Source organism: Azonexus sp. (genome assembly GCF_030824335.1).
GTDB lineage: Bacteria > Pseudomonadota > Gammaproteobacteria > Burkholderiales > Rhodocyclaceae > Azonexus.
In genome coordinates this window covers 113,480-139,990 of record NZ_JAVBXX010000011.1, presented here as the reverse complement: position 1 = coordinate 139,990, position 26,511 = coordinate 113,480, and the positions used below count along the sequence as shown (strand labels likewise).

The 26,511-nt window shown below is 60.1% G+C and carries 20 protein-coding genes; 8 read left to right on the top strand and 12 right to left on the bottom strand.

Features of this window, described 5'->3' with window-relative positions; translation table 11 throughout:
* Positions 1-75: 75 nt before the first annotated feature.
* Complete coding sequence (gene queF, locus RCI20_RS08130; RefSeq protein WP_306604252.1) at positions 76-912, bottom strand: NADPH-dependent 7-cyano-7-deazaguanine reductase QueF; 837 nt, start codon at positions 910-912, stop codon at positions 76-78.
* Positions 913-995: 83 nt separating this feature from the next.
* Between queF and RCI20_RS08125 the strand changes: the two genes are divergently transcribed.
* Genes RCI20_RS08125 through RCI20_RS08115 form a run of 3 tightly spaced genes read left to right on the top strand, consistent with a single transcriptional unit; the run spans position 996 to position 2,996 of the window.
* Positions 996-1,667, top strand: coding sequence for an alpha/beta hydrolase (locus RCI20_RS08125; RefSeq protein ID WP_373691496.1), 672 nt, complete (start codon positions 996-998; stop codon positions 1,665-1,667).
* Positions 1,664-2,284, top strand: a complete 621-nt coding sequence (locus RCI20_RS08120; RefSeq protein ID WP_306604248.1) for a 3'-5' exonuclease — start codon at positions 1,664-1,666, stop codon at positions 2,282-2,284. Before RCI20_RS08125 ends, RCI20_RS08120 begins: the two co-directional genes overlap by 4 nt.
* Before the next feature lie 52 nt (positions 2,285-2,336).
* Positions 2,337-2,996 carry a YceH family protein gene (locus RCI20_RS08115; protein WP_306604246.1) on the top strand — a complete coding sequence of 220 codons (660 nt, stop codon included), beginning with the start codon at positions 2,337-2,339 and terminating at the stop codon, positions 2,994-2,996.
* 49 nt (positions 2,997-3,045) lie between these two features.
* On the opposite strand, the gene RCI20_RS08110 is transcribed toward RCI20_RS08115, so the two are convergent.
* From RCI20_RS08110 to RCI20_RS08085, 6 genes are all read right to left on the bottom strand, one after another.
* Entirely contained in the window at positions 3,046-3,585 is a 540-nt protein-coding gene (locus tag RCI20_RS08110) for a hypothetical protein (RefSeq protein WP_306604244.1), read from the bottom strand.
* Between the two features lie 150 nt (positions 3,586-3,735).
* Complete coding sequence (locus tag RCI20_RS08105) at positions 3,736-5,970, bottom strand: PhnD/SsuA/transferrin family substrate-binding protein (RefSeq protein ID WP_306604242.1); 2,235 nt, start codon at positions 5,968-5,970, stop codon at positions 3,736-3,738.
* A 19-nt stretch (positions 5,971-5,989) separates the two neighbouring features.
* A complete protein-coding gene (locus tag RCI20_RS08100) occupies positions 5,990-8,404 on the bottom strand; it encodes a response regulator (RefSeq protein WP_306604240.1) in 2,415 nt (804 codons plus the stop codon).
* Positions 8,405-8,409: 5 nt separating this feature from the next.
* Complete coding sequence (locus RCI20_RS08095) at positions 8,410-9,255, bottom strand: phosphate/phosphite/phosphonate ABC transporter substrate-binding protein (protein WP_306604238.1); 846 nt, start codon at positions 9,253-9,255, stop codon at positions 8,410-8,412.
* A gap of 185 nt (positions 9,256-9,440) precedes the next feature.
* On the bottom strand, positions 9,441-9,635 hold the full coding sequence (locus RCI20_RS08090) for a hypothetical protein (protein WP_306604235.1): 195 nt from the start codon (positions 9,633-9,635) through the stop codon (positions 9,441-9,443).
* Positions 9,636-9,730: 95 nt separating this feature from the next.
* On the bottom strand, positions 9,731-10,246 hold the full coding sequence (locus RCI20_RS08085; protein ID WP_306604233.1) for a phasin family protein: 516 nt from the start codon (positions 10,244-10,246) through the stop codon (positions 9,731-9,733).
* 294 nt (positions 10,247-10,540) lie between these two features.
* Between RCI20_RS08085 and RCI20_RS08080 the strand changes: the two genes are divergently transcribed.
* From RCI20_RS08080 to RCI20_RS08065, 4 genes are all read left to right on the top strand, one after another.
* Positions 10,541-13,909 carry a DUF2126 domain-containing protein gene (locus RCI20_RS08080; protein ID WP_306604232.1) on the top strand — a complete coding sequence of 1,123 codons (3,369 nt, stop codon included), beginning with the start codon at positions 10,541-10,543 and terminating at the stop codon, positions 13,907-13,909.
* Between the two features lie 79 nt (positions 13,910-13,988).
* On the top strand, positions 13,989-16,511 hold the full coding sequence (locus RCI20_RS08075; protein ID WP_306604231.1) for a circularly permuted type 2 ATP-grasp protein: 2,523 nt from the start codon (positions 13,989-13,991) through the stop codon (positions 16,509-16,511).
* A 2-nt stretch (positions 16,512-16,513) separates the two neighbouring features.
* The gene (locus RCI20_RS08070; protein ID WP_306604230.1) at positions 16,514-17,476 is read left to right on the top strand and encodes a transglutaminase family protein; all 963 of its coding nucleotides are present in this window, start codon (positions 16,514-16,516) and stop codon (positions 17,474-17,476) included.
* Positions 17,476-18,750 (top strand): TIGR03862 family flavoprotein, encoded by a 1,275-nt coding sequence (locus tag RCI20_RS08065; protein ID WP_306604229.1) that lies wholly within the window; start codon positions 17,476-17,478, stop codon positions 18,748-18,750. Before RCI20_RS08070 ends, RCI20_RS08065 begins: the two co-directional genes overlap by 1 nt.
* A gap of 24 nt (positions 18,751-18,774) precedes the next feature.
* On the opposite strand, the gene RCI20_RS08060 is transcribed toward RCI20_RS08065, so the two are convergent.
* The 5 genes from RCI20_RS08060 to RCI20_RS08040 form a co-directional block, all read right to left on the bottom strand.
* Positions 18,775-22,188, bottom strand: coding sequence for a CBS domain-containing protein (locus RCI20_RS08060; protein WP_306604227.1), 3,414 nt, complete (start codon positions 22,186-22,188; stop codon positions 18,775-18,777).
* A gap of 76 nt (positions 22,189-22,264) precedes the next feature.
* Positions 22,265-23,344, bottom strand: coding sequence for a two-component system response regulator (locus RCI20_RS08055; protein ID WP_306604459.1), 1,080 nt, complete (start codon positions 23,342-23,344; stop codon positions 22,265-22,267).
* A 77-nt stretch (positions 23,345-23,421) separates the two neighbouring features.
* Positions 23,422-24,288, bottom strand: coding sequence for a ribosome small subunit-dependent GTPase A (rsgA, locus tag RCI20_RS08050; RefSeq protein WP_306604226.1), 867 nt, complete (start codon positions 24,286-24,288; stop codon positions 23,422-23,424).
* The gene (locus tag RCI20_RS08045) at positions 24,288-24,605 is read right to left on the bottom strand and encodes a cytochrome c (RefSeq protein WP_306604225.1); all 318 of its coding nucleotides are present in this window, start codon (positions 24,603-24,605) and stop codon (positions 24,288-24,290) included. The genes rsgA and RCI20_RS08045 overlap by 1 nt, the downstream gene beginning before the upstream one ends.
* Positions 24,602-25,852 (bottom strand): M48 family metallopeptidase, encoded by a 1,251-nt coding sequence (locus RCI20_RS08040; protein WP_306604224.1) that lies wholly within the window; start codon positions 25,850-25,852, stop codon positions 24,602-24,604. The genes RCI20_RS08045 and RCI20_RS08040 overlap by 4 nt, the downstream gene beginning before the upstream one ends.
* A 70-nt stretch (positions 25,853-25,922) precedes the next feature.
* Here RCI20_RS08040 and orn point away from each other — a divergent pair, with 70 nt between their 5' ends.
* Entirely contained in the window at positions 25,923-26,477 is a 555-nt protein-coding gene (gene orn / locus RCI20_RS08035) for an oligoribonuclease (protein WP_306604223.1), read from the top strand.
* Positions 26,478-26,511 lie beyond the last annotated feature (34 nt).

Here is a 26,511-nt window from a genome sequence, read left to right as displayed (position 1 = left end):
CCTTGTGTCTGCTTGGGGCAGCGAGGCGCCAGCATCAGCGTCCCGGCTTTGTTCGGCCGGGATTGCTGGCAGGTATTACTGGCGAATTTCCCGCGTGTTGTCCGGCGTGTCGAATTCGCCGGTCTGCCGGAACGGGTTGATGTCCAGCCCGCCGCGCCGCGTGTAGCGGGCGTGCACGGCAAGCGCGGCTGGGGCGCAATGACGGCGGATGTCGCAGAAAATGCGCTCGACGCACTGTTCGTGGAATTCGTTGTGGTCGCGGAACGACACCAGGTAGCGCAACAGGCCGGTCTGCTCGATCGGACGGCCACGATAGCGGATGACCACCATCGCCCAGTCCGGCTGGCCGGTGACCAGGCAATTCGACTTGAGCAGGTGCGAATACAGCGTTTCTTCGATTTCCGGCGCGTCGACCGCAGAAAGCAGGCTGGGGGCTGGCTGGTAATCGGTGCAGGCGATATCCAGCTCGTCGAGCAGCGTACCTTCGGGGTAGCGGATTGCCGCCTGCGGGCGCTGGTTCAGTGGGGTAATCTCCACGACAACCGGCGCGCCAGCCGCTGCCGACAGGTCGCGGCAGACGATGGCGCTGACTTCTTCCTGGCTGGCGAAGGCTGTCTGGTTCAGCGAATTGAAATAGAGCTTCAGCGACTTCGATTCGATCAGGCGCGGGCTGTCGGCCGGCACGCGCAATGTGCCGACGGCCACGACAGGTTTGCCCTTCCCATTGAGCCAGGACAATTCGTAGGCATTCCACAGGTCTTCGCCGACAAAGGGCAGGGAGTCGGCCGTGATGCCCAACTCGTCGCGCTTCAGCTGGCGGGCAATCGGAAACAGCAGTTCCGGGGCGTACTGACTGGCGTAAGCGGTGCTTTTGCCGAGTGGCGAATGGCGGTGATCGGTTTGCGTGGTCATTTTCGGATTTTACCGGACGCTGGCTTTGCGGGGGGCTCCTGGGTTAAAAGGGAGGTATCGATGTTTTGTTGAAGGAAATGGTCTTGAGCACGAGCTTGCAAGCAATCGAACTGGAGCATGGCGGCCCGGTGGCGTATTCGGTTATCTGGTTGCACGGCCTGGGGGCGGACGGTTCGGATTTTGTTCCGGTGGTGCCGGAACTCGGTCTGGAGGAATCGCCCGGTGTGCGCTTCATTTTTCCGCATGCGCCGGAAATCCCGGTGACCTGCAATGGCGGTTATGTGATGCCGGCCTGGTACGACATCATTTCGCTGGCGCCCCATGCGCGGCAAATTGATGTGGCCGGGCTGAGTCGTTCGCGCGATGCGATTCGCCAGTTGATCGCCCGGGAAAACGCGCGCGGCATTCCGGCGGCGCGGATTTTTCTTGCCGGGTTTTCACAGGGCGGCGCGGTGGCCTACAGCACGGCGCTGACGCATCCGGAAGCCCTAGCCGGCGTCATCGCGCTATCCACCTACATTCCGTCTACCGACTTGCTGTTGCCTGAACTGAGCGTGGAAAACCGGCAGATTCCGATTTTTGCCGCCCACGGCAGTCTGGATGATGTGGTTGCGCCGGCCCTGGGTAAACAGGCGCGGGATTTCCTGCTGGGCGAGGGCTATGCCGTGCGCTGGCAGGAATATCCGATGCCGCACACCGTCTGTCTGGAAGAAATTCAGGCCATCGGTGCCTGGCTGGCCGAGCGTTTGGCATGAGCGAGGCAGAAGTCGAAACAGGAGCCGAAGCCGAAGTCAGTCGCGACGATCTGGCAGCCGAGTTGCCGCTTTATCCGGGGCTGGGGCTCGACCGGATCACCTTGGTGCAGTCCGATGCGCAGCGTGCCCTTGCCGCGCAGGCGTTGCTGGCGGCCGATGCGATCGGTTTTGACAGCGAATCGAAGCCGACTTTCCGCAAGGGTGAGGTGTCGACCGGGCCGCATCTGGTGCAACTGGCGACCGACGATCATGCCTACCTGTTTCCCGTTGCAGACGCTGCCGGGCATGCGCTCTTGAAGGAAATTCTTCAGGCGCCGGGGGTACTCAAGGTCGGTTTTGGTCTGGGCAATGACCGCAGCGTGCTCAAGGCGCGGCTCGACATCACCCCGCAAAACCTGCTCGATCTCGGTGAAACCCTGCGTGGGCCGGCTCATCGGGGAACGGTGGGGGCGAAGGTGGCGGTGGCGCATTTCTTCGGTCAACGCTTCCAGAAGTCGAAAAAGACCGGCACCAGCAACTGGGCGCATCCCCGCTTGAGCGAGCGCCAGTTGCTTTACGCCGCCAACGACGCACATGTGGCCTTGATGCTTTATCGCGCCTGGCTGAAAAACCGCTGACCGGGATATCCGGCCGTTTATTCTTGATTTTTTGTCGTTAAGAGATTGTTCGATGTCCGATAACTTGTCCTCGCCTTCCCTGGTGCTTGCTCCGCTCGAAATACGCGTTCTCGGTACCTTGATCGAGAAGCAGCGAACCGTGCCCGATACTTACCCGCTCTCGCTCAATGCGCTGGCGGCCGGTTGCAATCAGAAAACCAGTCGCAATCCGGTGATCGAAGCCACTGAACCGGAAATCCTGCAGGCGCTGGAAACACTGATCGCGCTTGATCTGGTCAGTGAAGTCAGTGGCAGCCGGGTGGTGCGTTTCGCGCATCAATTCGAGAAAGTGCTGGGTGTGCCGAAGCAGGCCAGCGCCTTGCTCACCGTATTGATGCTGCGCGGACCGCAGACCGCTGGCGAATTGCGCCTGAACTGCGAACGGCTGCATAAATTCGCCGATATTTCAGCGGTCGAGGCTTTTCTCGAAGAACTGGCCAGTCGCGAAAGTGGCGGGCTGGTGCAGGAACTGCCACGGCTGCCGGGAGCGCGGGAAAATCGCTGGACCCACCTGCTGGGTGGTCAGCCGGTGCTTGATGCGGGGAGCGGGCGGGGCAGTCAGCCCGTTACCCATCCGCTCATTGATGCGTTGAGCGCCCGGGTTGCCGTGCTGGAACAGGAACTGGACGAATTGAAGGAAACGGTGTCCCGGCTGCTGGCCGGGAAACCGTAGATTACGTCAGCGTGGTTTTACATCAGCCGAGCACGTATCGGGTGAGCGATTAGCGACCGAGGTCATCGATGGCATCAACCACCATGCTGGTGCCGATGGCGATCATCAGGATATCCGATGCGACGCGCACATATTTGTGCCCGCTGGGCGGCGGCCCAAGGTGGATGAGAACGTCGCGTGGCAGGTCGTAGTAGCGTACGTCTCTGGGCAAGGCATAACCCTTGCGCCATTTTTTGGCTTGGCCCGGCGGCTGGCAGCCGTTGTTTTTCTTGGCCAGCCCCGGTGGGCAATGACCCGAGTGTGAGCGCTCGGCGTAATAGGCGTGCAGGTCGTTGCGCTGCCGGTCATTGAAGCGGCCGGATTCATGGCTGTTGCGCCGATCGTGGCGCTTGTCGTATTGCCGGTTGTCATCGCGGCGTTCGTGCTGGCGTTCATCGGCACCGCGCGCGTCTCCTCCGTGTGAATTGTGAGCATTGTTTTCCGACCTGCCATGATTGCCCTTGTCCGGCTTGTCGGCCAAGGCTGGCCCGCAGGCGAGCGTGAGGCTGAGTAACAGCGCGAATATCGATTTTCTGTGGGGAATACGCATTTTTCTATCTCCTGATCTTGATATGGCTTGAGACCTTGCTTGCCGCATGGCGTTTCTTGCCAGCCAATGATTTTTACAAGGAGCGAGTTTCATCATGGCACGATCCGTCGGTGCCGGATAGACAAGTTGTGTACGCGCTGCGCGTCTTGTTCAGGCGGCCGGTTCGGCGGCCTTGGTCAACCATTGCAACAGGCTTGAGAACAGGCGTTCCGGGCTGACCGGTTTGCTCAGGAAATCGTCCATGCCGACGGCCAGGCAGGCTTTGCGGTCTTCGTCGAAGACATTGGCGGTCATGGCCAGAATGGGCGTGTTGCGGTTCAGCGAATTGTTGCGGATGGCCCGGGTGGCTTCGAGGCCGTTCATGTTGGGCATCTGCATGTCCATCAGGATCAATTCGTAGCGCTTCTGACGGGCGAGATCGAACGCTTGTTGGCCATCTTCGGCAATGTCGACTGCCAATCCGGTGTCTTCGAGCAGACACAGCGTGATTTCCCGGTTGATCGGTTCATCCTCGACCAGCAGGATGCGGGCACCGGCGTGGTCGCGCTGCAATTGTCGTTCGGCATCATGCGTTTCTGCGGTCGACGTGCTGGTCGGGGTCAAATTACTTTTGGCCAGCGTAATCGTGAAGCTGAAGACGCTGCCTTTTCCTGGCTGGCTTTCGACGCTGATTTCACCACCCATCAGTCTGACCAGGCGTTGGCTGATTGCCAGCCCGAGGCCGGTGCCGCCATATTGGCGGGTCATCGAGTTGTCGGCTTGTTCGAATGCCCTGAACAGCCGGCTCAGGACATCGGCAGGCATGCCGATGCCGCTGTCGATGACGGAAAAACATAGCTGCACCTCGTCTGTTTGATCCGCTATCGCCTGTACGCGCAAGGTAACGCCTCCTTGCCGGGTGAATTTGATTGCGTTGCTGCTCAGGTTCAGCAAGACCTGACCCAGGCGCAGCGGATCGCCGATCAGCGCCTGCTCTGCCAAACCGGCAGGTATTTCGAAGTTCAGTTGCAGGTCTTTTTCGCTGGCGCGCAGTTCGATCAGGCCGCGCAGGTTGCGACAAACCTCCGCTAGCTGAAAGTCGGTTTGTTCCAGGGTCAGGCGTTCGGCTTCGATCTTGGAAATATCGAGGATGTCGCTGATGACGGCGAGCAAGTGCTTTGATGCTTGTTCGACCTTGGCCAGTTGTTCGTGCTGCTGTCGATCTTCGGCGCGACGCAAGGCCATTGCCGTCATGCCGATGATGGCATTGAGCGGGGTGCGCAGTTCATGGCTCATGTTCGCCAGGAAGGTGCTTTTTGCCCGATTGGCTGCTTCGGCCGATTCCTTGGCGATGGACAGGGCGGTTGTTCGTTCTTCGACCAGCGATTCCAGGTGCTGGCGATGCCGGGCCAGTGCGCTGCGCGCATTGGCGAGACGAATAAACAGCAGACCGATGGTGAACAGCGCAATCAGAAGTAACGTGATCGGCCATTGATAGCGCGTCCAGACATCGGATAGATGGAAATCCGCCTGTTCATAGGGCGGCAGGCGCAGGGCGCGGGCCAGTTGATCTACGGTTTGATAATCCGCCGGGATCGTGAAACCGTAAATTCCGGCGGCGCGGGCAACCGGCATGTCGGGTTTGATGGTCAACAAGGCCAGGTTGACGCGCTTGACCACGTCTTCCGGTACCGAAGGGAGAGCGGCAAAGGCCCATTCCGGATAAAGCCGGGTGGAGCTGGCAAAGGGAAAATAGGGGAGATTCTGCCGATTGATGATTTGCAGCCGGTCTTCCTGCCAGCGACCTTCGTGAATCAGCGCTTCGACCATGCCGCTGCGGACAAACGCAGCATCTGCCTTGCCGGCCAGCAGGGTTTCGAATGCCTTGTCGTGTGCCCCAGCTTCAATCAGGGTGGCGTCGTCAGGGAGGTGAATGCCCGCCTGCTGCAATTCGTAAGCCTGGGCCTGGTAGCCGCCCAGGTATTTTGGCCCCGGGATGACGATGCGCTTTCCCTTCAGGTCTTTCAGTTGCTTGATCGGGCTGTTCATTGGCGCCAGGATGACGCCGCCGAGCGAGTCGCTGATCAAACCGTTTTCCAGCGTTTGCAGCGTGGCGATGGCGCCCGACAAATGATTGTCGTGCCGCAGACGAACAAAATGGGAGGGATTGGTGAACAGGAAATCCAGACGTTTGGCAGCCAGTGCGCTTTCAATTTCGTGCTGATCCAGGTATTCGACCTTGAAGGTGTAACCTGGGGTGGCCTGGCTCAGGTAGATGCCAAGCTCGTCATATTTTTGCGCCATGACCGGTTTGGGGCGAAAGGCAAAAATGCCGACGGTCAAGGTTGGCTCGGCCGCCAGCAAGGGACAAAAGGCGAGCAGAAAGAGCGGAATAAAACGTTTCATGCGCAAGAGTCAGAAAGCATCAGTTGGCGTTGTTTGTCGGGGCGCCTTCATCCAGTGCCGCTTTAAGGGCGCTGGTCAGTTCGGGCAGTAGCTGCGCCAGTTCATCCAGCACCACAGTGGCGGCTGCTGCATCCTGTTGTTTCAGCAGCGCGTCGAGACGGATGGCGACCTGTGCCAGCGCCGTCGCCCCCAAGTTGCCGGCGGCACTTTTCAGTGAATGGGCGAGGCGTTCTGCGGTCAACAGGTCGTTGGCGGCAAAAAGGCTGCGCAGGCGGGAGACTTCATCGCCATGTTCGGTAACGAACAGGCGGAGAATGCGCGCGTAGCTGCTCAGTTTGCCGCGCACCATCATCAGTCCGGTGTTTACGTCGAGGCCGGGAATGGCTTCAAGCCGGCGGCGCAAGGCATCGTCGGTGTTACCGTTGCTGGGCGTGCGGTACGGTTGTGCGGCGACAGCTTCGGGACGCGCCAGCTCAGGCGTCGCTGCATGGCGTGAGGACAGCCATTGCAGCAGTGTGGCGTAGAGCTGTCCCGGTTCGACCGGCTTGGCAACGAAATCGTTCATGCCGGCCTCGGCGCAAGCCCGCCGGTCTTCGGCGAAAGCATTGGCGGTCATTGCCAGAATCGGGATCCCGGCCCAGCCGTGGAGTTTGCGGATGGCGCGGGTTGCGGCAAGGCCATCCAGATTCGGCATCTGGACGTCCATCAGCACCAGGTCGTATTTATGCAGGCGGGCTTTTTCCAGTGCTTCGACGCCATCTTCGGCGATATCCACGGCCAGCCCGGCGCCGTGCAGCAATTCGAGCGCCACTTCGCGATTGATCGCATTGTCTTCGGCCAGCAGCAAGCGGGCGCCCACATGTTGCGCGCGCAGTTGTTCACTCGCATCCTGGACGATCTGTTCGCTGGGCGGCAGGATGCCGTGACCGCGTTGCAGCCGTGCTGTGAACCAGAAGGTGCTGCCCTGGCCTGGCAGGCTTTCTGCCCCGACATCGCCACCCATCAGTTCGGCCAGGCGACGGGTGATGACCAGCCCAAGGCCAGTGCCGCCGAATTTTCGCGTGGTTGACGGATCGGCCTGCTTGAAGGCCCGGAATAGTTCGGAGAGGCGTTCCGGTGCAATGCCGATGCCGGTATCGAGCACTTCGAAGCGGACCAGCAGGTCGTCGCCGGATTCTTCAAGTAGTTTGGCGTGCAGGCTGATGTGGCCGTGTTCGGTAAATTTGAGCGCATTTCCCGCCAGATTGAGCAGGCCCTGACGCAGACGCATGACATCGCCCTTCAGCCAGAGCGGGACGTGATCGTCATCGATCAGGATTTCCAGTCCCTTGCTCTGGGCGGCGTCGGCCAGCAAGGAACGAACATGGTCAAGGACAGACGACAGGGCAAAGTCGCTGTGTTCGAGTTGCAGTTTGCCTGCCTCGATCTTGGAGATGTCGAGAATATCGTTGATCACCGAGAGCAAATGCCGGCCAGCTGCATCGATCTTGCTCAGGCGTTCGATCTGCGCGGCGCTTGCTTCGCTGCGCAGCAGGTGAGTCAGGCCGAGGATGGCATTGAGCGGTGTGCGGATTTCGTGGCTCATGTTGGCGAGGAACATGCTCTTGGCCTGATTGGATGTTTCGGCCGCTCCTTTGGCAATTTCGAGCTCGGCGGTGCGCGATGTCACCAGTTCTTCGAGGTGCAGTCGATAGGTCTCGAGCTCGGCCTGACTGCGCCGATGTTCGGCCAGCAAGGTGGCCAGTTCTTCGATGCGCGATTCAATGGCGCTGGCCATGCGTGCGAAATTCCGGCTCAATTGCCCGATTTCGCCAGCTTCTTCGGTTGGCAAGGCGACCTGGTAATCGCCTGCGGCAATCCGCGTACTGGCGCTGGCCAGAGTTGCCAGATGACGGGTCAGCCAGTAGCCGATGGCAAACAGCACCAGCCCGGTCAGAAAAACGCCAAGCAGCGCAATCAGGATGCCCTGGATCAACAATTCGTGGCGGGCGGTTTCGAGAAACTTGAGCGACAGGCCGTAATGCAGGTAGCCGTAATGCTGACCATAAACCTCGATCGGGAAATTGCTGTGCAGCAGTGGGGCATCGGCAGCCTTGCCCGGTGCTGGCAAGGGTTCGCTATCCGGCCAGGCGATGTTGGCCAGACGCTTGCCCTGGATATCGCTGAGGACCAGGTACTCGATTTCACCCGGTGCCTGCCAGCTTTCAAGGATGTCGTACAGGCTGGCGTAATCGCGATCGGCCAATGGAATGGCGATTGCCACTTTGTAGGCGCGCTGGATGGCAGATTGGTGGCGTTCCGTCTGTTCCGATAGCTGTTGATCAATCAGGCGCAGGCTATTGCCGAGCAACAACACGACGATCAGAATTTCAATCGCCAGGCTGGCAAGCAACAGGCGAAAACGCAGACTTCCGGTAAAGGCGGGTAATTTCAAGGGGGCTACCTCATCATCTTGACGGTCAGATTGATGAAGGGACGGAGTTTTTCCAGGTCGGCGGGAGTTACCTCCGCATAACCCTGATAGCCGGTCTCACGGAAAAAGGTTTGACCGCTCGTCGTATTGCCAAAGCTGAGCAGTGCTTGCCGCACTCGTTCGATTTCTGCTTTGGGCAGGCGGCTATGGGCCAAGGTCATGACGTGCGGCAGCCGGATATCGGTAGCGAGCAAGCGGGTTTTTACCCGGGTACTCTCCGGTGCCTGTTGCCAGGCGCTTGCCGCCGAGAGTGTGATGTCGACCTCGCCAGCGACCGCAGCGGCAATGGCGGCGCCGTGCGAGGCGTATTCAATGCTCTGGTAATCCAGACCGAGGCGCAGTCCTTGGTCGTCCAGCCATTTGATGCTGCTGCTTGAAATGACGGCAAGCCTGTGCGGCATGCCCAGCCGCTTACCGCGCAGATCGCCGATCACTTTGATTGGCGAGTCGGTGGGGACGACAAAACTGGGACGCAGGTCTGCCGCATAGCGGAACAGGGGGCGATAGCCTTTTTCGGCGGCCATTATGGCGAAGTGCGGTCCGGTGATTGCCAGATCGAAATCGCCGGCCAGCAATTGATTGATATGGGTGAAATAGTCGGCCGACGTCAGTAGCTGGATCTTGCGTCCCAATGCCTGTTCAAGATGTGCTGCCAGTGGCTGATGGGTACGAATCAGCGCCAGCGTACTGTTGAACGGCATGATGCCGAGCTTGAGCGGGGCGGTTTCTGCGGCTGTTGCATGCAGTGCGATGAGCAGACATGAGCACAGAATCAGGCGGGCACGATGAGCCAGGAAAGAGATGTTCGACACGCAAAACCCCTATGCATTCTGTGGTATTTGCCCATTATGGTGCGTGCGGGGGGCACCAAGCAATTGGATTAACGCTTTAGTGCAAAGTCGAGGTTTGTTCTGGCTATCCTGTGGCCAGGGAAATACTGCGGTCGACGGTGAAAAATGCTGGATTTTTGCCGTCGACCGCAATTATTTCGTGTTGCTTAGTCCTGCGATTTTTCGATGGCAGCGAGTAACTTCAGTGCGCGTTCGCGGTTCTTGGCGATGGCAGCGGCGCGTTCATCGACATTGGCAGAATCGGCGAGTGATGCCTTGAGCAGGGCTTGATGTGGCGTCAGGCCGCCAAGCGCAGCATTGAGCATGCTGTCTGCGTAGGCTTCCAGGTCTTTGTCCGACATGGGCATATCCCTTGAGATGGTAGTTTCATTGTCCGACATGGAAAAGGCCCCGCGAATCTCGCGGGGCCTTTTTTGTTTCGGGAGGCCCGAGAGACTTACTTGCCTTGCTTGGTAGCAGCAGCGATGTTCTTTTGTGCGGCTTCGGCAAATTGCTTGGCGACACTGTTCATGTTGCCGAAAGCGGAGTTTGCTGCAGCAATGGCGTTCTGGATTGCGGCAACGGCGCTTTCCGAACCAGCCGGGGCAGACTTGGCAGCCTTTTCCAGCATGCCGGCAACGGATTTCTGGAAGTCGCCGAACTGGGCTTCAACCATCTTGGCCAGTTCTTGCTGGGTCTGGGCAGTGATTTCGTACATCGAACGCGAGTAGGCAACAGCCTTCTCGACAGCCGGCTGGGTCAGCGCGGTCTGGGCGGCCAGGGCAGCTTGCGGGTCCTTGGCGCTCATCACGGTCTTGACGCCGGAAACGGTGTCTTCCAGCGTGGCGCGGGCGGTGTTCAGGTTCAGGGCAGCGATGCGCTCGGCCGAAGCCAGGGCGGTGTTGGCAACCGACAGCAGGGAATCAACGGTAGCTTTGTTGGCAGCGGCGAATTGTTCGGTATTGATGGACATGTTTGTCTCCAGAATTAGGTGGTCAATGTGTTCGGGGGTGAGTATAACGCAGTTGCCAATAGAATTGTGCACCGCAACAAAATGATTTCGATACATTTTGTGCTGTGCGTCGTCTGATCTTGCCTTGGTGGCCGCTCGGCTTGGGCTGCTTGTTGCACCAGTGTGGTGCGTTGCTTTGGGTGTCGAGCCTTTGCCGGGTGCATGGGAAAAGTCCATGTTTTTAAAAAACAATGACTTGCAAGCTGGTTCGTGTCTTGCTTTTAAGCCCTTAGTCATTTTGTCTGGAGCAAACCTGTGTCTATCCATGTCGCACTGAATCACGTCACGCACTATCACTATGATCGCCTGATCAATCTTGGGCCACAGGTCATTCGCTTGCGTCCGTGTCCACATTCCCGGACGCGCATCCTTTCCTATTCCCTGAAAATCGGTCCGGAAAAACACTTCATCAACTGGCAGCAGGACCCACAGGGCAATTATCTGGCGCGCCTGGTGTTTCCGGAAAAAACCCGCGAATTCAGGGTAGAGGTTGATCTGGTCGCCGAAATGTCGGTGATCAATCCCTTCGATTTCTTCCTTGAGCCGCATGCCGAAAAAATTCCCTTTGCCTACGAAGAAGGCGAACGCCAGGATCTGCTGCCTTTCCTGAGCAAGCTGCCGGCCACGCCGGCCTTCCAGAAATACATCGACGGCATTTCGCGTGAGCCGTTGCGCAGTGTCGATTTTCTCGTGGCGATCAATGCCCGATTGCAGCAGGACATCAGCTACACCATCCGGATGGAGCCGGGCGTGCAGACGCCGGAAGAAACACTGACCAAGCGCTCCGGTTCCTGCCGCGATTCGGCCTGGCTGCTGGTGCAGGTGCTGCGCCACCTGGGCCTGGCCGCACGTTTCGTTTCCGGCTACCTGATCCAGTTGACCGCCGATGTGAAGTCGCTCGACGGCCCGTCCGGCCCGGAAAAGGATTTCACCGACCTGCATGCGTGGACCGAAGTCTATCTGCCCGGTGCCGGCTGGATCGGTCTCGATCCGACCTCCGGCCTGTTCGCCGGCGAAGGCCACATTCCGCTCGCCTGCACGCCGGAGCCATCGTCTGCCGCGCCGGTCAGCGGTGCCATCGACGAATGTGAAACCGAGTTCACGCATTCGATGGGCGTCACCCGCATCTGGGAAGCGCCGCGCGTGACCAAGCCGTATACCGATGAGCAGTGGGTGGAGATCGAGGGACTCGGCCACCAGATCGACGAAGCGCTGATGCGCATGGACGTACGTCTGACCCAGGGCGGTGAGCCGACTTTTGTTGCGGTCGACGACCCCGATGGCGCCGAATGGAACACCGCCGCGATGGGGCCGACCAAGCGCTTCTTCGCCGCCGAACTGTTCCACCGCCTGCGCGACAAGTATGCGCCGAACGGCCTGATGCACTTCGGTCAGGGCAAGTGGTACCCCGGCGAGCAGTTGCCGCGCTGGTCGCTGAACTGTTTCTGGCGCAAGGACGGCGAGCCGATCTGGAACAACCCGGCGCTGTATGCCGACGAGCGCAAGGATTACGGTGTCACCGCCGATCAGGCCGGGCACTTCCTCAAGCGTGTCGCCGAACGCCTGGGCGTGACTGCCGACTACGTTTTCCCGGCTTTCGAAGACGTTTTCTACTACATGTGGCGCGAGCGCCGCCTGCCCGGCAACGTCGATCCTTTCGATTCGCGCGTCGACGATGCGCTTGAGCGCGAGCGCCTGATGAAGGTGTTCACGCAAGGCATGACCTACACCGTCGGCCACACGCTGCCGATCATGAAGAACGTTTACGGCGAATGGCAGACCGGGCCGTGGTTCCTGCGCGCCGAGCGCTGCTACCTGTTCCCCGGCGATTCGGCGATGGGCTACCGCCTGCCGATCGACTCGCAACCGTGGACGGCGCAGAGCGACTATCCCTACGTCAATGTCCCGGACGCCGAGACGGCGACCGACCCGTTGGCCAGCTACGCCGCACTGCGCGCCCGCGTCAGCGGCCAGACCGGCGCCCGTGGGCCGCAGATGCAGGACCGGCGCAGCGCTGCCGTCGGCATCGCTGGGGACGGCAAGGGTCGGGCCTGGGAAAAGCCGACCGACACCCGCCCCGGTTTCAAGGAATCCGCCGGCTGGATCACCCGCCTGGCGATGTGCGCCGAGCCGCGTGACGGCAAGCTGTACATCTTCATGCCGCCGACCGAAAAACTCGACGATTACCTGGAAATCGTCGCTGCCGTCGAGTCGACCGCAGAAGAGATGGCCCTGCCGGTGATCATGGAAGGCTACGAGCCGCCGTCCGACCCGCGCCTGACGCATTTCCGCGTCACCCCCGATCCGGGCGTCATCGAAGTCAACATCCATCCGGCCAAGAGCTGGGACCAACTGGTCGAGCAGACCACGCATCTCTACGATGCGGCCCACGTCACCCGCCTGACCACGGAAAAATTCATGGTCGACGGGCGCCATACCGGCACCGGTGGTGGCAACCACTTCGTCCTTGGCGGCGCGACGCCGAACGATTCGCCCTTCCTGCGCCGGCCGGACCTGTTGAAGAGCCTGGTCGCCTACTGGCAGAATCATCCCAGCCTGTCCTACCTGTTCTCCGGCCTGTTCATCGGGCCAACCAGCCAGGCGCCGCGCATCGACGAGGCGCGCAACGATTCGCTGTACGAACTGGAAATTGCCTTCAGCCAGATTCCGCCGGCCGGCCCTGGTGTTGCAAATTCGGTGCCGCCGTGGCTGATCGACCGCATCCTGCGCAACCTGCTCACCGACGTCACCGGCAACACGCACCGTTCCGAGTTCTGCATCGACAAGTTGTATTCGCCGGACGGTCCGACCGGTCGCCTTGGCCTGCTCGAACTGCGCGCCTTCGAAATGCCGCCGCACGCGCGCATGTCGCTGGCCCAGCAACTGCTGCTGCGGGCACTGATCGCCCGTTTCTGGAACGAACCGTACAGCCCGCAACGCCTGGCCCGCTGGGGCACCGAGCTGCACGACCGGTTCATGCTGCCGCATTTCGTCGAGCAGGATTTCCGCGACGTCATGGAAGAAATGACCGCCGCCGGCTATCCGTTCAAGCACGAATGGTTTGCCCCGCATTTCGAATTCCGCTTCCCGAAATACGGCGATTTCGCCGTCAAGGGCATCGAGTTCGAACTGCGGCACGCGCTCGAACCCTGGCACGTCATGGGCGAGGAAGGCTCGGCCGGCGGCGCCGTGCGCTATGTCGATTCGTCGGTCGAGCGCGTCCAGGTCAAGGTCACCGGCATGGCGCCGGATCGCTACATCCTGACCTGCAACGGCGAACCGGTGCCGCTGACCAATACCGGCAAAAACGGCGAGTTTGTTGCCGGCGTCCGTTACCGGGCCTGGCAACCGGCGTCGTGCCTGCATCCGACCATCGGCGTCCATGCGCCGCTGGTGTTCGACATCGTCGATACCTGGATGCAGCGTTCGCTGGGCGGTTGCCAGTACCACGTCGCGCATCCGGGCGGGCGCAGTTTCGACACCTTCCCGGTCAATGCCTTCGAGGCTGAAAGCCGTCGTCTGGCCCGCTTCTTCCGCTTCGGCCACACGCCGGGCAAGATGCAGGTCAAGGCGCCGCAGATCAGCGCCGAGCACCCGTTTACGCTAGACTTGCGCCGTAACTAAACCAAGAAAAACGCACCCTGCGGTCGGTTGACCGCAGCAACAGGCCGAAAAGGCCTGTTTGCGTTATAGACGAGGCCGAATGGCACGCACCCTCCTGGCAATTTATCCCCACAGCGCCCGCCGCTACGACGAAATGTTGAAAGCGGACGGTGCAGTGCGTCCGCACTGGCAGCGTTTTTTCGATCATCTCGATTCCGTATCGCCTGAAGAAATGCGCAGGCGCCTGGATTTCGCCGACCGGCGAATCCAGGAAAATGGTGTCACCTACAACGTCTATGCCGATCCCAATGGTGCCGACCGACCGTGGGCACTCGACCCACTGCCGCTGATCATTCCACCCGACGAGTGGGCGCAGGTGTCGGCGGCGGTTGCCCAGCGGGCGACCCTGTTGAATGCCATCCTGGCCGATCTGTATGGCGAAAAGACCTTGCTGGCCGAGGGCCTGCTGCCGCCGGCGCTGGTTTACGGGCAGCATGGTTATCTCTGGCCCTCGCAGGGCATCAAGCCACCGGGCGGTATCTGGTTGCACCATTACGCCGTCGATCTGGCGCGCGCACCGAACGGTCGCTGGTGGGTCATCGCCGACCGTACCCAGGCGCCGTCTGGTGCCGGTTATGCGCTGGAGAACCGCCTGGTCGTCTCGCGTGTTTTTCCGGAGATGTTCCGCGACTTGCATGTCCAGCATCTGGCCGACTTCTTCCGCGATCACCAGGACGGCCTGACGGCGCTGGCGCCGGTTGAGGGCGACGAGCAGCCGCATATCGTGCTGCTGACCCCGGGGCCGTACAACGAAACCTATTTTGAGCACGCCTACCTGTCGCGCTACCTGGGCTTTCCGCTGGTTGAAGGTCAGGATCTGACGGTACGCGGCGATAGCGTCTATCTGAAAACCCTGCGTGGCTTGAAGCGCGTGCATGTCATCCTGCGCCGGCAGGACGACGATTATTGCGATCCGCTGGAACTGCGCGGCGATTCGGCGCTCGGTATTCCCGGATTGCTCAACGTGGCGCGGGCCGGCCGGGTGGTCATTGCCAATGCACTGGGCAGCGGCATGCTGGCGTCCAGCGCCTTGATGGGCTTCCTGCCCGCGATCTGCCGCCATCTGCTGGGGGAAAAACTGGCGATGCCGTCGGTCGGCACCTGGTGGTGCGGTGAAAAGCCGGCGCTCGACTACGTCAAGGAGAACTTTGACGATCTGGTGATCAAGCCGGCCTATCCGACGCAGCGCATGGAGCCGGTATTCGGTCATGAACTCGAAGGCGAGGCGCGGGAAGAAATGCTGCGCCGGATCGAGGCCAGACCGCATGCCTACGTGGCGCAGGAAATGGTCAATCTGGCCCAGGCGCCGACCTGGAGCCGGGCGCATGAACGGCGCCTGATCGCCCGGCCGGTCGGCCTGCGGGCCTACGCGGTGGTCAATGCCGACGGGGGCTATTCGGTCATGCCTGGTGGTTTGGCCCGCGTTGCCCAAGGGGCTGGCGCACGGATCATCTCGATGCAACGGGGCGGGGCATCGAAAGATACCTGGGTGCTGACCGATGGGCCGGTCAGCGAATTTACCCTGCTCAAGCCTTCGATAGGCGTCCGCGATCTGGTCCGTTCCGGGGCCAATCTGTCGTCCCGGGTCGTCGAGAATCTTTTCTGGCTGGGGCGTTATTCCGAACGTTTCGACAATAGCGCGCGGCTGTTGCGCGTGGCCTTGGCCCGTCTGGTCGACGTCGGTGGCGAAAAGACGCCGGCGGTGGCATCGGTGCTGGAACTGGCCGAGCGTCTGAAAGTCTTGCCGACCCCGGAAGAAGATAGCCCACCGAGTGAAGGTGGCGAACATGTCTTGCTGGAAGCGATCTACGATCCAGCGCAACCGGGCAGTCTGGCCGCCAATATCCGCAGTCTGATGTGGTCGGCCTCGCATGTGCGCGAGCGTTTGTCGCTGGATCACTGGCATTCGCTGAATCGCTTGCAGCGCGAACAGCAGGCGGCACAGAAGACGCATCCGACGCTGACTGAAGCGATTGCCTTCCTCGACCGTGTGCTGCTGGTCTCGTCCTCGCTCAACGGTTTTGCCATGGACAACATGACGCGCGATGACGGCTGGCGTTTCCTGATCATCGGTCGTCGCCTGGAGCGCTTGTCTTTCTTTGCTCGCAGCATTGCCAGCTTCCTGCGCATGGAATCCACTCGGGGACCGGGGTGCCTGGAATGGTTGCTCGAACTGGCCGACTCGATCATCACCTATCGCTCGCGTTATTCCCGTTTTCCCGAATTGCTGCCGGTACTCGATCTGCTGGTGTTCGACGAAAGCAATCCGCATGGCGTGATGTTCCAGGCCAGCGTGCTTGGCCGCTATCTCGAACGCATGACGCGGGAACTGGGGGCTGATGATGATCCTGGTCTGAGCAAGGCAATCGAACGTTTGCGTAATTTCAGTCTGGAGCCGTTTGAAAATATGCAATTCAATCAGTGTGTCAGCTGTTTGCCCTGTGAAGAGCTGGCTCTTCTGCTTGATCAACTGGATGCTGCCGCCGGCTGTTTGTCGGATGCACTGGGCATGCGTTATTTCACGCACGTCGGCGATGTCAGCCGGCAAACGATGGCTTTGTGAACATGGAACCCGTTCGTTACCACGTACTGCACGAAACGCGTTACGACTACGGCAGCACGATTTCGTTGTCGCAGCAGCAACTGCATCTGTCACCCCGTTTCTTGCCCTGGCAGCAGATTGTCGAGCAACGCATCGATATCGAGCCGGCACCGACCTGGCGGCGCGATGGTCAGGATGCCTTCGGCAATCCGGTGACCTGGATTTCCTTCCACGCGCCGCATGATCATCTGTGCATTCGTTCGACGATGAATATCGCCGTCTTGCCGCATTTGCCGGATGCGGCGATGCTGGCAGAGTCGATGCCCTGGGAAGCGGTGCGTGAACGCCTGGCCTACGATTCATCGGCACCCGAGGCAGAAGATCTTGATGCCGTGCGCTTCCTGTTCGAGAGCCCGCACGTCCGGGTCAAACACGAACTGGCCGATTATGCCGCCGATTGTTTTCCCCCCGGTACGCCGGTGCTGGTCGGGGCAAAAAAATTGATGAGCAAGATTTTCGACGAGTTCGAGTTCGATCCGGAAGCGACGACCGTGTCGACGCCGGTGCTCGAAGTGCTGGAGAACAAGCGGGGTGTTTGCCAGGATTTTGCCCACCTGATGATCGCCTGCCTGCGCGCGCTGGGCTTGTCTGCGCGCTATGTCAGCGGTTACCTGCTGACCCGCCCGCCGCCGGGCAAACCGCGCCTGATCGGGGCCGACGCCTCGCATGCCTGGGTTTCCGTGTATGCGCCGGGTAGCACCGACAATTGGGTCGATTTCGATCCGACCAACAATCTGCTGCCGGATACCGAGCACATCACGCTGGCTATCGGTCGGGATTTCACCGATATTTCGCCCTTGCGCGGCATCATTCTCGGCGGCGGCGGTGCCGAACCCGAGGTTGCGGTGACCGTGGTGCCGCTCGACGAAGAAGAAATGCCGGCCGGCCTGCTGGCTGTCCCGGTGGTCGACAAAGCGGAAGCCTGATGCGTACCGTCGTCATTATCGGCGCTGGTCCGGCCGGCTTGATGGCGGCCGAACAACTGGCAACTTCCTGTGCCGCGGCCATAAAAGCACAGACTGGTCCTGGGACCATAGAACCAACGGCTGGCCCTGGGGGGGATGGACTGGATATCGTCGTTTTTGATGCCATGCCGTCGGTTGGCCGAAAGTTTCTGATGGCCGGCAAAGGCGGCATGAATATCACGCATGCCGAACCATTGCCTGATTTCATTGCCCGTTATGGCGAGCGTGCCGCCCAGGTCGGACCTTTGCTGGATGACTTTGGGCCCGCTGCGCTGCGTGAATGGATTCATGGCCTGGGGATAGCGACTTTTGTCGGTACTTCGGGCCGGGTTTTTCCGACGGAGATGAAAGCCGCGCCGCTGTTGCGCGCCTGGTTGCACCGCTTGCGCGGACTGGGGGTGCGCTTTCATGTCCGGCATCGTTGGCTGGGTTGGAGTGGCGATGGCCAATTGCGGTTTGCGACGCCAGCGGGCGAGATCGCCGTGGCAGCCGATGCTACCGTGCTGGCACTGGGCGGCGGCAGTTGGGCCAAGCTGGGTTCCGATGGTCGCTGGGTGCCACTGCTGGCAGCAGAAGGAATCCCGGTGGCCCCCTTGCAGCCCGCCAATTGTGGCTTCGATGTCGCGTGGACCGCACATTTTCGTGAGCGCTTTGCCGGTAGCCCGGTCAAGCCGGTGTTGGCCTCTTGCGGTCAACTGCATCAGCAGGGCGAATTCAACATTACCGAAACCGGCATCGAAGGTGGCCTGATCTATGCCATGTCGGCCCCGTTGCGCGATGCGCTGAGTGCCGGAAAACCGGCCGAGCTGTGGCTCGATCTGGTGCCGGGGCGCAGTCTGGAACGTTTGCGCACCGATCTGGCTCGGCCGCAGGGGCGTGATTCGCTGGCTAATCACTTGCGCCGCCGGGTCGGGATCGATGGCGTCAAGGCCGGCTTGTTGCGCGAATTGTGTCCGCCCGAGGTGTTGACCGCAACAGATCGTCTGGCTGCGGCACTGAAGGCGTTGCCAGTCCCGGTGACGGCAACCCGGCCGCTCGACGAGGCGATCAGTACGGCTGGCGGGGTTTGCTTTGCGGCGCTGGATCAATGCTTGATGGTGCGTGAGCGGCCCGGCTTGTTTTGCGCTGGCGAGATGCTGGACTGGGAGGCACCGACCGGCGGTTATTTGCTTACTGCCTGTTTGTCCAGCGGTTACCGGGCCGGTCGCAGTGCCGCCGACTGGTTGCTGCAGTAGTTTATCGCCGGCTTGGCGGCACAATCAGGGCAGGCGGGCCAGGGCGGCATCGAGTTGTTCGGCCGCTGCTTCAAAGTCGAAATCGGCAATTTTCCGGTCGAAACTGGCGAACTCGCTACCCAGTAGCTGTTGCAGCACAGCCGTGTCAGCTTGCAAGCGACTTTGCACGGCAAAATCGCACTCCTTGAGTTGCCGGGCCAAGGTACCGAGCTGCTGGCGCAGACGTTCTGACGTCATGCCGGCATTTTCCTGATCCAGTGGCTTAAGCGTCGGTTGCTGCAATGCCAGAATCGCATGGTGCAGCTGGTTGTAATGCATTTCGCATTGTTCGATCAGTGCCGGTAGCTGGTCTATTGGCGTTTGCTGGCGGATGGACTGATCCAGTTCGGCGGCTGACTGAAAAACTGCCATTGCCCCTAGTGTGCCGGCTGCTCCTTTGATCGAATGGGCGAGTCGACGTACTTCTTCTGCGTCTCCCTGGGCCAGTAATTCGCGCATGTGGCGAAAGTCAGCCAGATGATTGGTACTGAAACTTGCCAGCAGGCGTTGATAGGTGGCCAGTTTGCCGCGTACAGCATGCAGTCCCGCCTTGCAGTCAAGGCCTTCAATTCGGCCAAGGGCATCGATCTGGGCTGCTTCATCGATGCCGGATAGCGCAGGCATGGACGCGCCGTCGGTTGGCCGGATGAGCGGCGCTGGCGGGCGTTTTTCTTCCACAGCAGCGTCGACCGCAAGCAAGTTGATGGTGAAGCAGAATTGGCTACCGCTGCCATAGGTGCTGCTGACTTCGATCCGTCCTTCCATCAGTTCGACCAGGCGACGGCTGATCGCCAGTCCCAAACCGGCCCCGCCATGACGCCGCGTGGTTGAGCTGTCGGCCTGGGCAAAGGGCGTGAACAAGCGCTTTTGGACTTCCGGTGTGATACCGATGCCCGTGTCGTTGACACAAAACCGCAGGGTCAGCCGTTTGCCCTCACGGGCTTGCTCCTGAACGGTCAGTCGGATGCACCCCTGTTCGGTAAACTTGATGGCGTTGCTCAGTAACTGCAACAGGATCTGCCGAATGTGCGGTGCGTCGCCGCGCAGGCGGGCCGGGATTTTCGGTTCGATCTCGATGCCGATGTCGAGTCCTTTGCTGTGCGCCTTATCGAGAACTTGCTGACGGGTTTCCTGCAGTGCATCAGCCAGGTGGAAGTCGGCGTTGCTCAGGGCCAGGTTGCCGGCTTCCAGGCGAGACAGGTCGAGAATGTCGTTGAGCAGTTGCATCAACTGGTTGGCGGCATCGGCAATGCGGCCCAGACGTTCGGTGGCCTCGGTGTCGGCGGTATCGCGCTGAAGCAGATGGGTGACGCCAAGAATGGCGTTCATCGGCGTCCGGATTTCATGGCTCATGTTGGCCAGGAAGCTGCTCTTGGCTCGGTTGGCTGCTTCGGCCTCGTCCTTGGCCTGTTGCAACTGCCGGGTGCGCTGTTCAACCAGATGCTCAAGTTCCTGGCGATAACGTGCCAGTTCGGCCTGGTCACGCTTGATCTGGGTAATGTCTTCTTCAATGGCGAGGTAGTGCGTGACTTCGCCACTTTTTTGCCGAACCGGAGAAATGATGGCCCGCGCGATGTAAAGCGATCCATCCTTGCGCTGATTGGCGAACTCACCACGCCAGATGTCGCCATTCAGCAGGCTGGACCACAGGTCGGGCGGCGTGGGGCGCTGACTGTTTGTCGGTTTCAGGATACGAGGATTGCGGCCGATGATTTCCTCGGCGGTATAGCCCGTAATGTCGACAAAGGCCTGATTGACATACTCGATGCTGCCATCCTTGCGCGTGATGACGATGCTGTGCGGGCTTTGCTCAATGGCCAGCGATAGCTGCCGCTGGCTGGCCTCGCTGACAGCAAGGGCTTGCCGTGAGCGCTGCATGGCAATACCGAGACCGATTTCTCCGGCCAGATCGCTGAGTAGTCCTGCTTCCTCGGCGTCGATGTGGTGTCCGGCTTCAAGGCCAAGGAACAGGTGACCAATAATCTCGCTATCGCTGACGATGGGCAGCGAGTAGTCGGCGGCCAGGCTGGGTGCTGGTACTGTCTTTGCGGCAACGAAAGCTGCAGAACGATAGCCACCGATTTCGGTGGCCAGCCGGCAGGCAGTATCCAGCAGGGCCGATTCGTCTATCTCGCGTACCACGCTGCGGGCTATGCCACCAAGCAGGCGCAAGGAGCGATTTTGCCGCTCGATGCGATGACGGTCGGTGCGCCTTTGGGAGATGTCGGTCAGGATGCCACTAATGATCAATGGCTGGTTCTGGCTATCTCTTTCGGTAGTGCAACCGCGATCTTCGACCCAAAGCCAGTGTCCCAAAGCATGCCGGATACGGTATTCCATCCGGTGCTGCGGAATTTTTTCGTGCAGGACATGCTGCATCACCAGATCGTAATGTTCCTGATCCTGCGGATGAATGCGCTCGCGCCATTCGCCGATGGCGAGAGGCGTGCTGTTGGTTGTATCGCCGAGCAGATTCAGCAGGCTGTCGCTGCTGATGAAGCGGTCTTCGTGTGGGTGATATTCCCAGGCACCAGCCCCTGCTGCAGACAGGGCAAGATTGAGGTGGGCCTCCAGACGGAGTTGGTTGCGCTCTTCGCACAATTGGTGCAAGGTCATTTCAAGCTCATGCAATGCCAGTTGTTCGAACAGGCGGTGCTGGCTGATGACGCCACTGACTTGTCCGTTGTTGCTCAGAACCAGCATGTGCCGGACGCGGTTGCTGGTCATGGCATCCAGGGCATCGCTGACTGATTGCTCAAGCGCAATGTAATGCAAGGGCGTCGTCATGGCTTGAGCCAAGATCATTTCACTGGCATTGGGCTGCTGGCTGAGCAGTCGCGGAATATCGCGTTCGGTCAGGATGCCCAGCGGTTTTCCTTGTTCGCTGACCAGCACATAGTCACTGGCCAGTTGCAGCATTTTGGTCAATGCATCATCAAGCCGGGCCGTTGGCGGAAGTTGTGGCATTTCCCGATCCATTGCACCTTCCAGCGTGCTCAGGTGCTGAAAAGCCAAGGCGCCGAGGTGGCGACGGAAGTCGGTTTCGCTGACGATGCCGATGGTTTTTCCCTGCGGGCTGACAATGACAAGATGGCGAATCTTGTGTTTTTCGATCAGTCGGCGGGCATTCAGCAAGTCAAGATTGAGTGGCGCGGAAACCAGCGGCTGCGACATGACTTCGCTGATCGGCGTGCTGCCGGGCAAATGCCAGTGCAGTGCGCGCAGCATGTTGCTTTCGGTGATGATGCCGATGCTTTTTTCGGATGACCCGATCAGCAGGCTGGAGATGCGTGCCTCGCTCATGATGCGGGCGACCTCCTGCAGCGATGTCGTTGGTGCGACGCTGAGTACATCGCAGGTCATGATGTCGGCGAGTATGGCGGGAAGGCGCGGGTTCATGGTGAGAACGTGGGGCTTTTCCATTGGCGGCACGCTGGTTTTCTAGCAGCCTGCCGCCATGTTGGATTGCATCGGGTTATTCGGCGTAGGCCGCTGCAATCCGTTTGAACGCTTCGAATTCACGAATGAAAGTCGAAACGACATCGGGGTCGAAGTGGGCGCCACTGCCACCAACAATGATGTCGTAGGCTTCTTGCATCGGCATGGCCGGTTTGTAGACGCGAGCGCAGATCAAGGCGTCGAAAACATCGGCCAAGGCCATCAGGCGAGCGGAAATCGGGATTTCGTCGCCAGCCAGAGCGTTTGGATAACCGCTGCCATCCCATTTTTCGTGGTGGCAGCGGGCGATTTCCTGGGCGATACGCAGAAATTCGACCGGTCGTGCCGAGTCGGCTTCAGCCTGGGCAATGGCCTGAGCACCGATTTCAGCGTGGGTTTTCATGATTTCCCACTCTTCCGGCGTCAGCTTTCCCGGCTTGAGCAGAATGTGATCGGGAATGCCGACCTTGCCGATATCGTGCAGTGGTGCCGATTGGGCGAGGGCGTTGATCGTCCGGTCGTCGAGATAGGCAGAAAAACGTGGATGATCCTGCAGGCTGCGCGCCAGCGTACGGACGTATTCCTGGGTGCGGCGCAGGTGATTGCCGGTTTCCGGGTCGCGGGTTTCGGCCAAGTGGGCCAGTGCATGGATGCTGACTTCCTGGATCAACTGGTTTTCCGCCATGCGACTGGCGACTTCGCGTTCCAGGTAGGCGTTCTGGTCGCTGAGAATGTCGCGCGCCTTTTTCAGTTCCAGCTGGGTACGTACCCGGGCTAGCACGATGGCCGGGCGAATCGGTTTTGTGATGTAGTCGACCGCACCACCATCCAGGCCGCGCTCTTCGTCTTCGGTGCCATCCATCGCGGTGACGAAAATCACCGGAATGTCACGGGTTAGTGGATTGGCGCGTAATTCGGCAAGTACGCCGTAACCGTCCATATCCGGCATCATCACGTCGAGCAGAATGATGTCCGGCGGCGGCAAGGTATTGGCGATCTGCAGCGCGCGCCGGCCGGAGTTGGCGGCGCGGACGCGATACATGGGTTGCAACAATTCGCCGAGAACGCTCAGATTTTCGGGAACGTCATCAACGATCAGGATGCTGGGCTGCGTAATGATTTTTCTCCAGCCGTTTCAAAGTGTGGTGCGGTGATTATGGCTTGCCAGGCGCCTTCTGGCTACTATCTCGCGCATTAGCTTAGGTTGGCCAGGCCAAGTACGCGTCGATAGCAGGCAAAGCGGGAATTTTCGATTTTCCCGGTGTTGACCGCAGTACGCAAGGCGCAATCCGGTTCCTTGTCGTGGTGGCAGTCGCGAAAGCGGCATTTGCCAAGAAAAGGACGGAATTCGCGGAAGGCGTATTCGATTTGCCCACGGTCCAGGTGGCCAAGACCAAATTCCTGCAGGCCGGGCGAGTCGATCAGATGGCTGTCGGCGTCGAGGTGATAGAGCGTCGCGTGCGTGGTTGTGTGTTTGCCCGAATCGAGCGCCTGGGATATTTCCCGGGTGGCGGCGCGGGCTTCCGGGATCAGCGCGTTGACCAGGGTCGATTTGCCCATGCCGGACTGGCCGACCAGTACGCTGGTCCGGCCCTGCAGATGCGGGCGCAAGGCATCGGCGTGGGCCAGAGCCGACAGTTCGAGGATGGGATAGCCCAGCGTTGCCAGGACGGCAACCTGGCGCCGGGCGGCCACCAGTTGATCGGCCAGGTCGCATTTGTTGAGCACGATCAGGACGTCGATGTCTTCGCTTTCCGCAGCAATCAGCGCACGCGCCAGCAGATCGTCGGAAAAGGCCGGTTCGGTGGCGACGACAACGACCAGCAGGTCAACGTTGGCGGCAATCAGCTTCTGGCGGTATTCGTTCGAGCGGTAAAGCAGGCTTTGCCGCGGCAGGATGGATTCGATGACCCCCTGATCGCTGGAGCTTTTTTCGATCTCGACATAGTCGCCACAAACGACTTCACTTTTCTTGCCGCGGGGGAAACACGGCAGGCGTTCGCCGGCTTCGAGTTCGACGACATATTGCCGGCCGTGGGCGGCGACGACGCGGCCGCGCATCAGTCCTTGAACTTATAAAAGTGCTGGTTCAGGTAGGCGGCGACTTCGGCCTCTTCCTCCGGGAACCAGCCGGCTTGCACCTGCGAATTGCAGGCTGCCGTACGTTGCAGGATATCCAGCTTGGTTGACAGCATCCGGCCATCGCGGGTGTACATCTTGCTGCCGTCGCCGCCATACATCTTGACGTGGCAGGCGACGCATTTTTCTGCGTGCTTGGCCTGCCCCGCTTTTGCGTCAGCCTTACCCCACGGGTCGGCGGCCAGGGCGGGCAGGGCGGGAAGCAGGAATGCGGCGAACAGTACGGTCAGCGGTTTCATGTGGATTTCTCCAGAAGTTGCAGGTGCGCGATACGTTGCGCCGCTGGCGGGTGGGAATCGTGAAACAGGGAGTGTAAGGGGTCGGGCGTCAGGGTTGAGGCATTGTCGTCGTAGAGTTTGACCAGTGCCCGGATCAGGTCGTCGGCGGCGGCGTGTTCGGCAGCGTAAGCATCGGCTTCGAATTCGTGCTTGCGTGACAGCCGACTGGATAGCGGGGCCAGCGGGAACAGGAAGATCGGCACGATCAGAAAAAACAGGATCAACGCCAGCACCGTGCTTTGTGCCGGGACGCCGAGGCCGGCGTAGAACCAGGGGGCATCGATCAACTGGCCGAGCAGGTAGAGGAAAGCCAGCGAACCGGCGAACATCAGCACGATGCGCTGCACGATATGGCGTTTGCGGAAATGTCCCAGTTCGTGCGCCAGCACGGCTTCGATTTCCGTTGGTGTCAGGCGTTCGAGCAGGGTATCGAAGAAGACGATGCGCTTGTTGTTGCCGAAGCCGGTGAAGTAGGCATTGCCGTGGCTGGAGCGTTTCGAGCCGTCCATCACGAACAGGCCGCTGCTGCGAAACCCGCAGCGCAGCAGCAGGGCTTCGATGCGGGTTTTCATTTCGCCCTCGGCCAGCGGTGTGAATTTGTTGAACAGCGGGGCGATCCAGGTCGGGTAAATGAACAGGATGAGCAGGTTGAAAACGCTCCAGAACAGCCAGACGTAAAGCCACCAGAATGGGCCCATGGCACCCATCAGCCAGAGCACGGCGGCAATGATCGGGGCGCCGATGGCGATGCCGAGCAGGGTTTGCTTGACCAGATCGGTCACAAAGAGGGCGGGTGTCATCCGGTTGAAGCCGTGCCGGGCTTCGATGACGAACTGGCTGTACAGCGATAGCGGCAGGTCGATCAGGCCGGAAATGAACATCACGCTGAAGATCATCGCCAGGCCGTAGGGGAGTCCGTCTAGCCGTGCTGCCCAGAAATCGTGCAAGGCAGCCAGGCCACCGCCGAGCGTGAAGGCGAGCAGTATGCCGGCTTCGAGCAGGATGGCGAAAATTGCCGTTTTACTGCGGTCGACCGTGTAATCGGCCGCTTTTTGGTGCGAAGCGAGGCTGATACGTTCGGCGAACTCGGCCGGTACAGCTTGACGGTGGGCGCCAACGTGGCGGATATGGCGCAACTTGAGCCACAGGCGGATGGCCAGTGTCAGTGTAAAAACAACGAGAAATAACAGGGTGAAATTCTGGGTCACGGTCGGTATCGGGAGAGTCTGCAGGTGGGAAGCTGTGAGAAAATGCGCGTTTTAGGTTTTGGGCGATTATATGGCAGGCAATGCAAACAACCTCGTCTGGCTGGACATGGAAATGACCGGTCTGAATCCGGAAGGCGACCGCATCATTGAAATTGCTTTCGTGGTGACCAACTCCAATCTCGAAATGGTCGCCGAGTCGCCAGCTTGGGTGGTGCATCAGTCCGACGAAACCTTGGCGGCCATGGATGATTGGAACCAGAAAACCCACGGACGTTCAGGTCTGATCGACAAGGTGCGCGCTTCAACGATGGATGAAGCCACGATTGAGGCCGAAGCGTTGGCTTTCTTGCACAAGTATTCGAGCAAGGGGCATTCGCCGATGTGCGGTAATTCGATCGGCCAGGATCGTCGTTTCATGGTGCGTTACATGCCCACGCTGGAAGAGTTTTTCCATTACCGTAATCTCGATGTCAGCACGCTGAAGGAGTTATGCAAGCGCTGGCAGCCGGAAATTTACAAGGGCTTCAAGAAGAAAGGGCGGCACACGGCGCTGTCCGATATCTATGAATCCATTGATGAACTGAAGTATTACCGCGAACATTTCCTGATCAAGCCAGCCGTGTGAGTTGGCGCCGGTGGAATGCCCGCAGTGGCCCGCC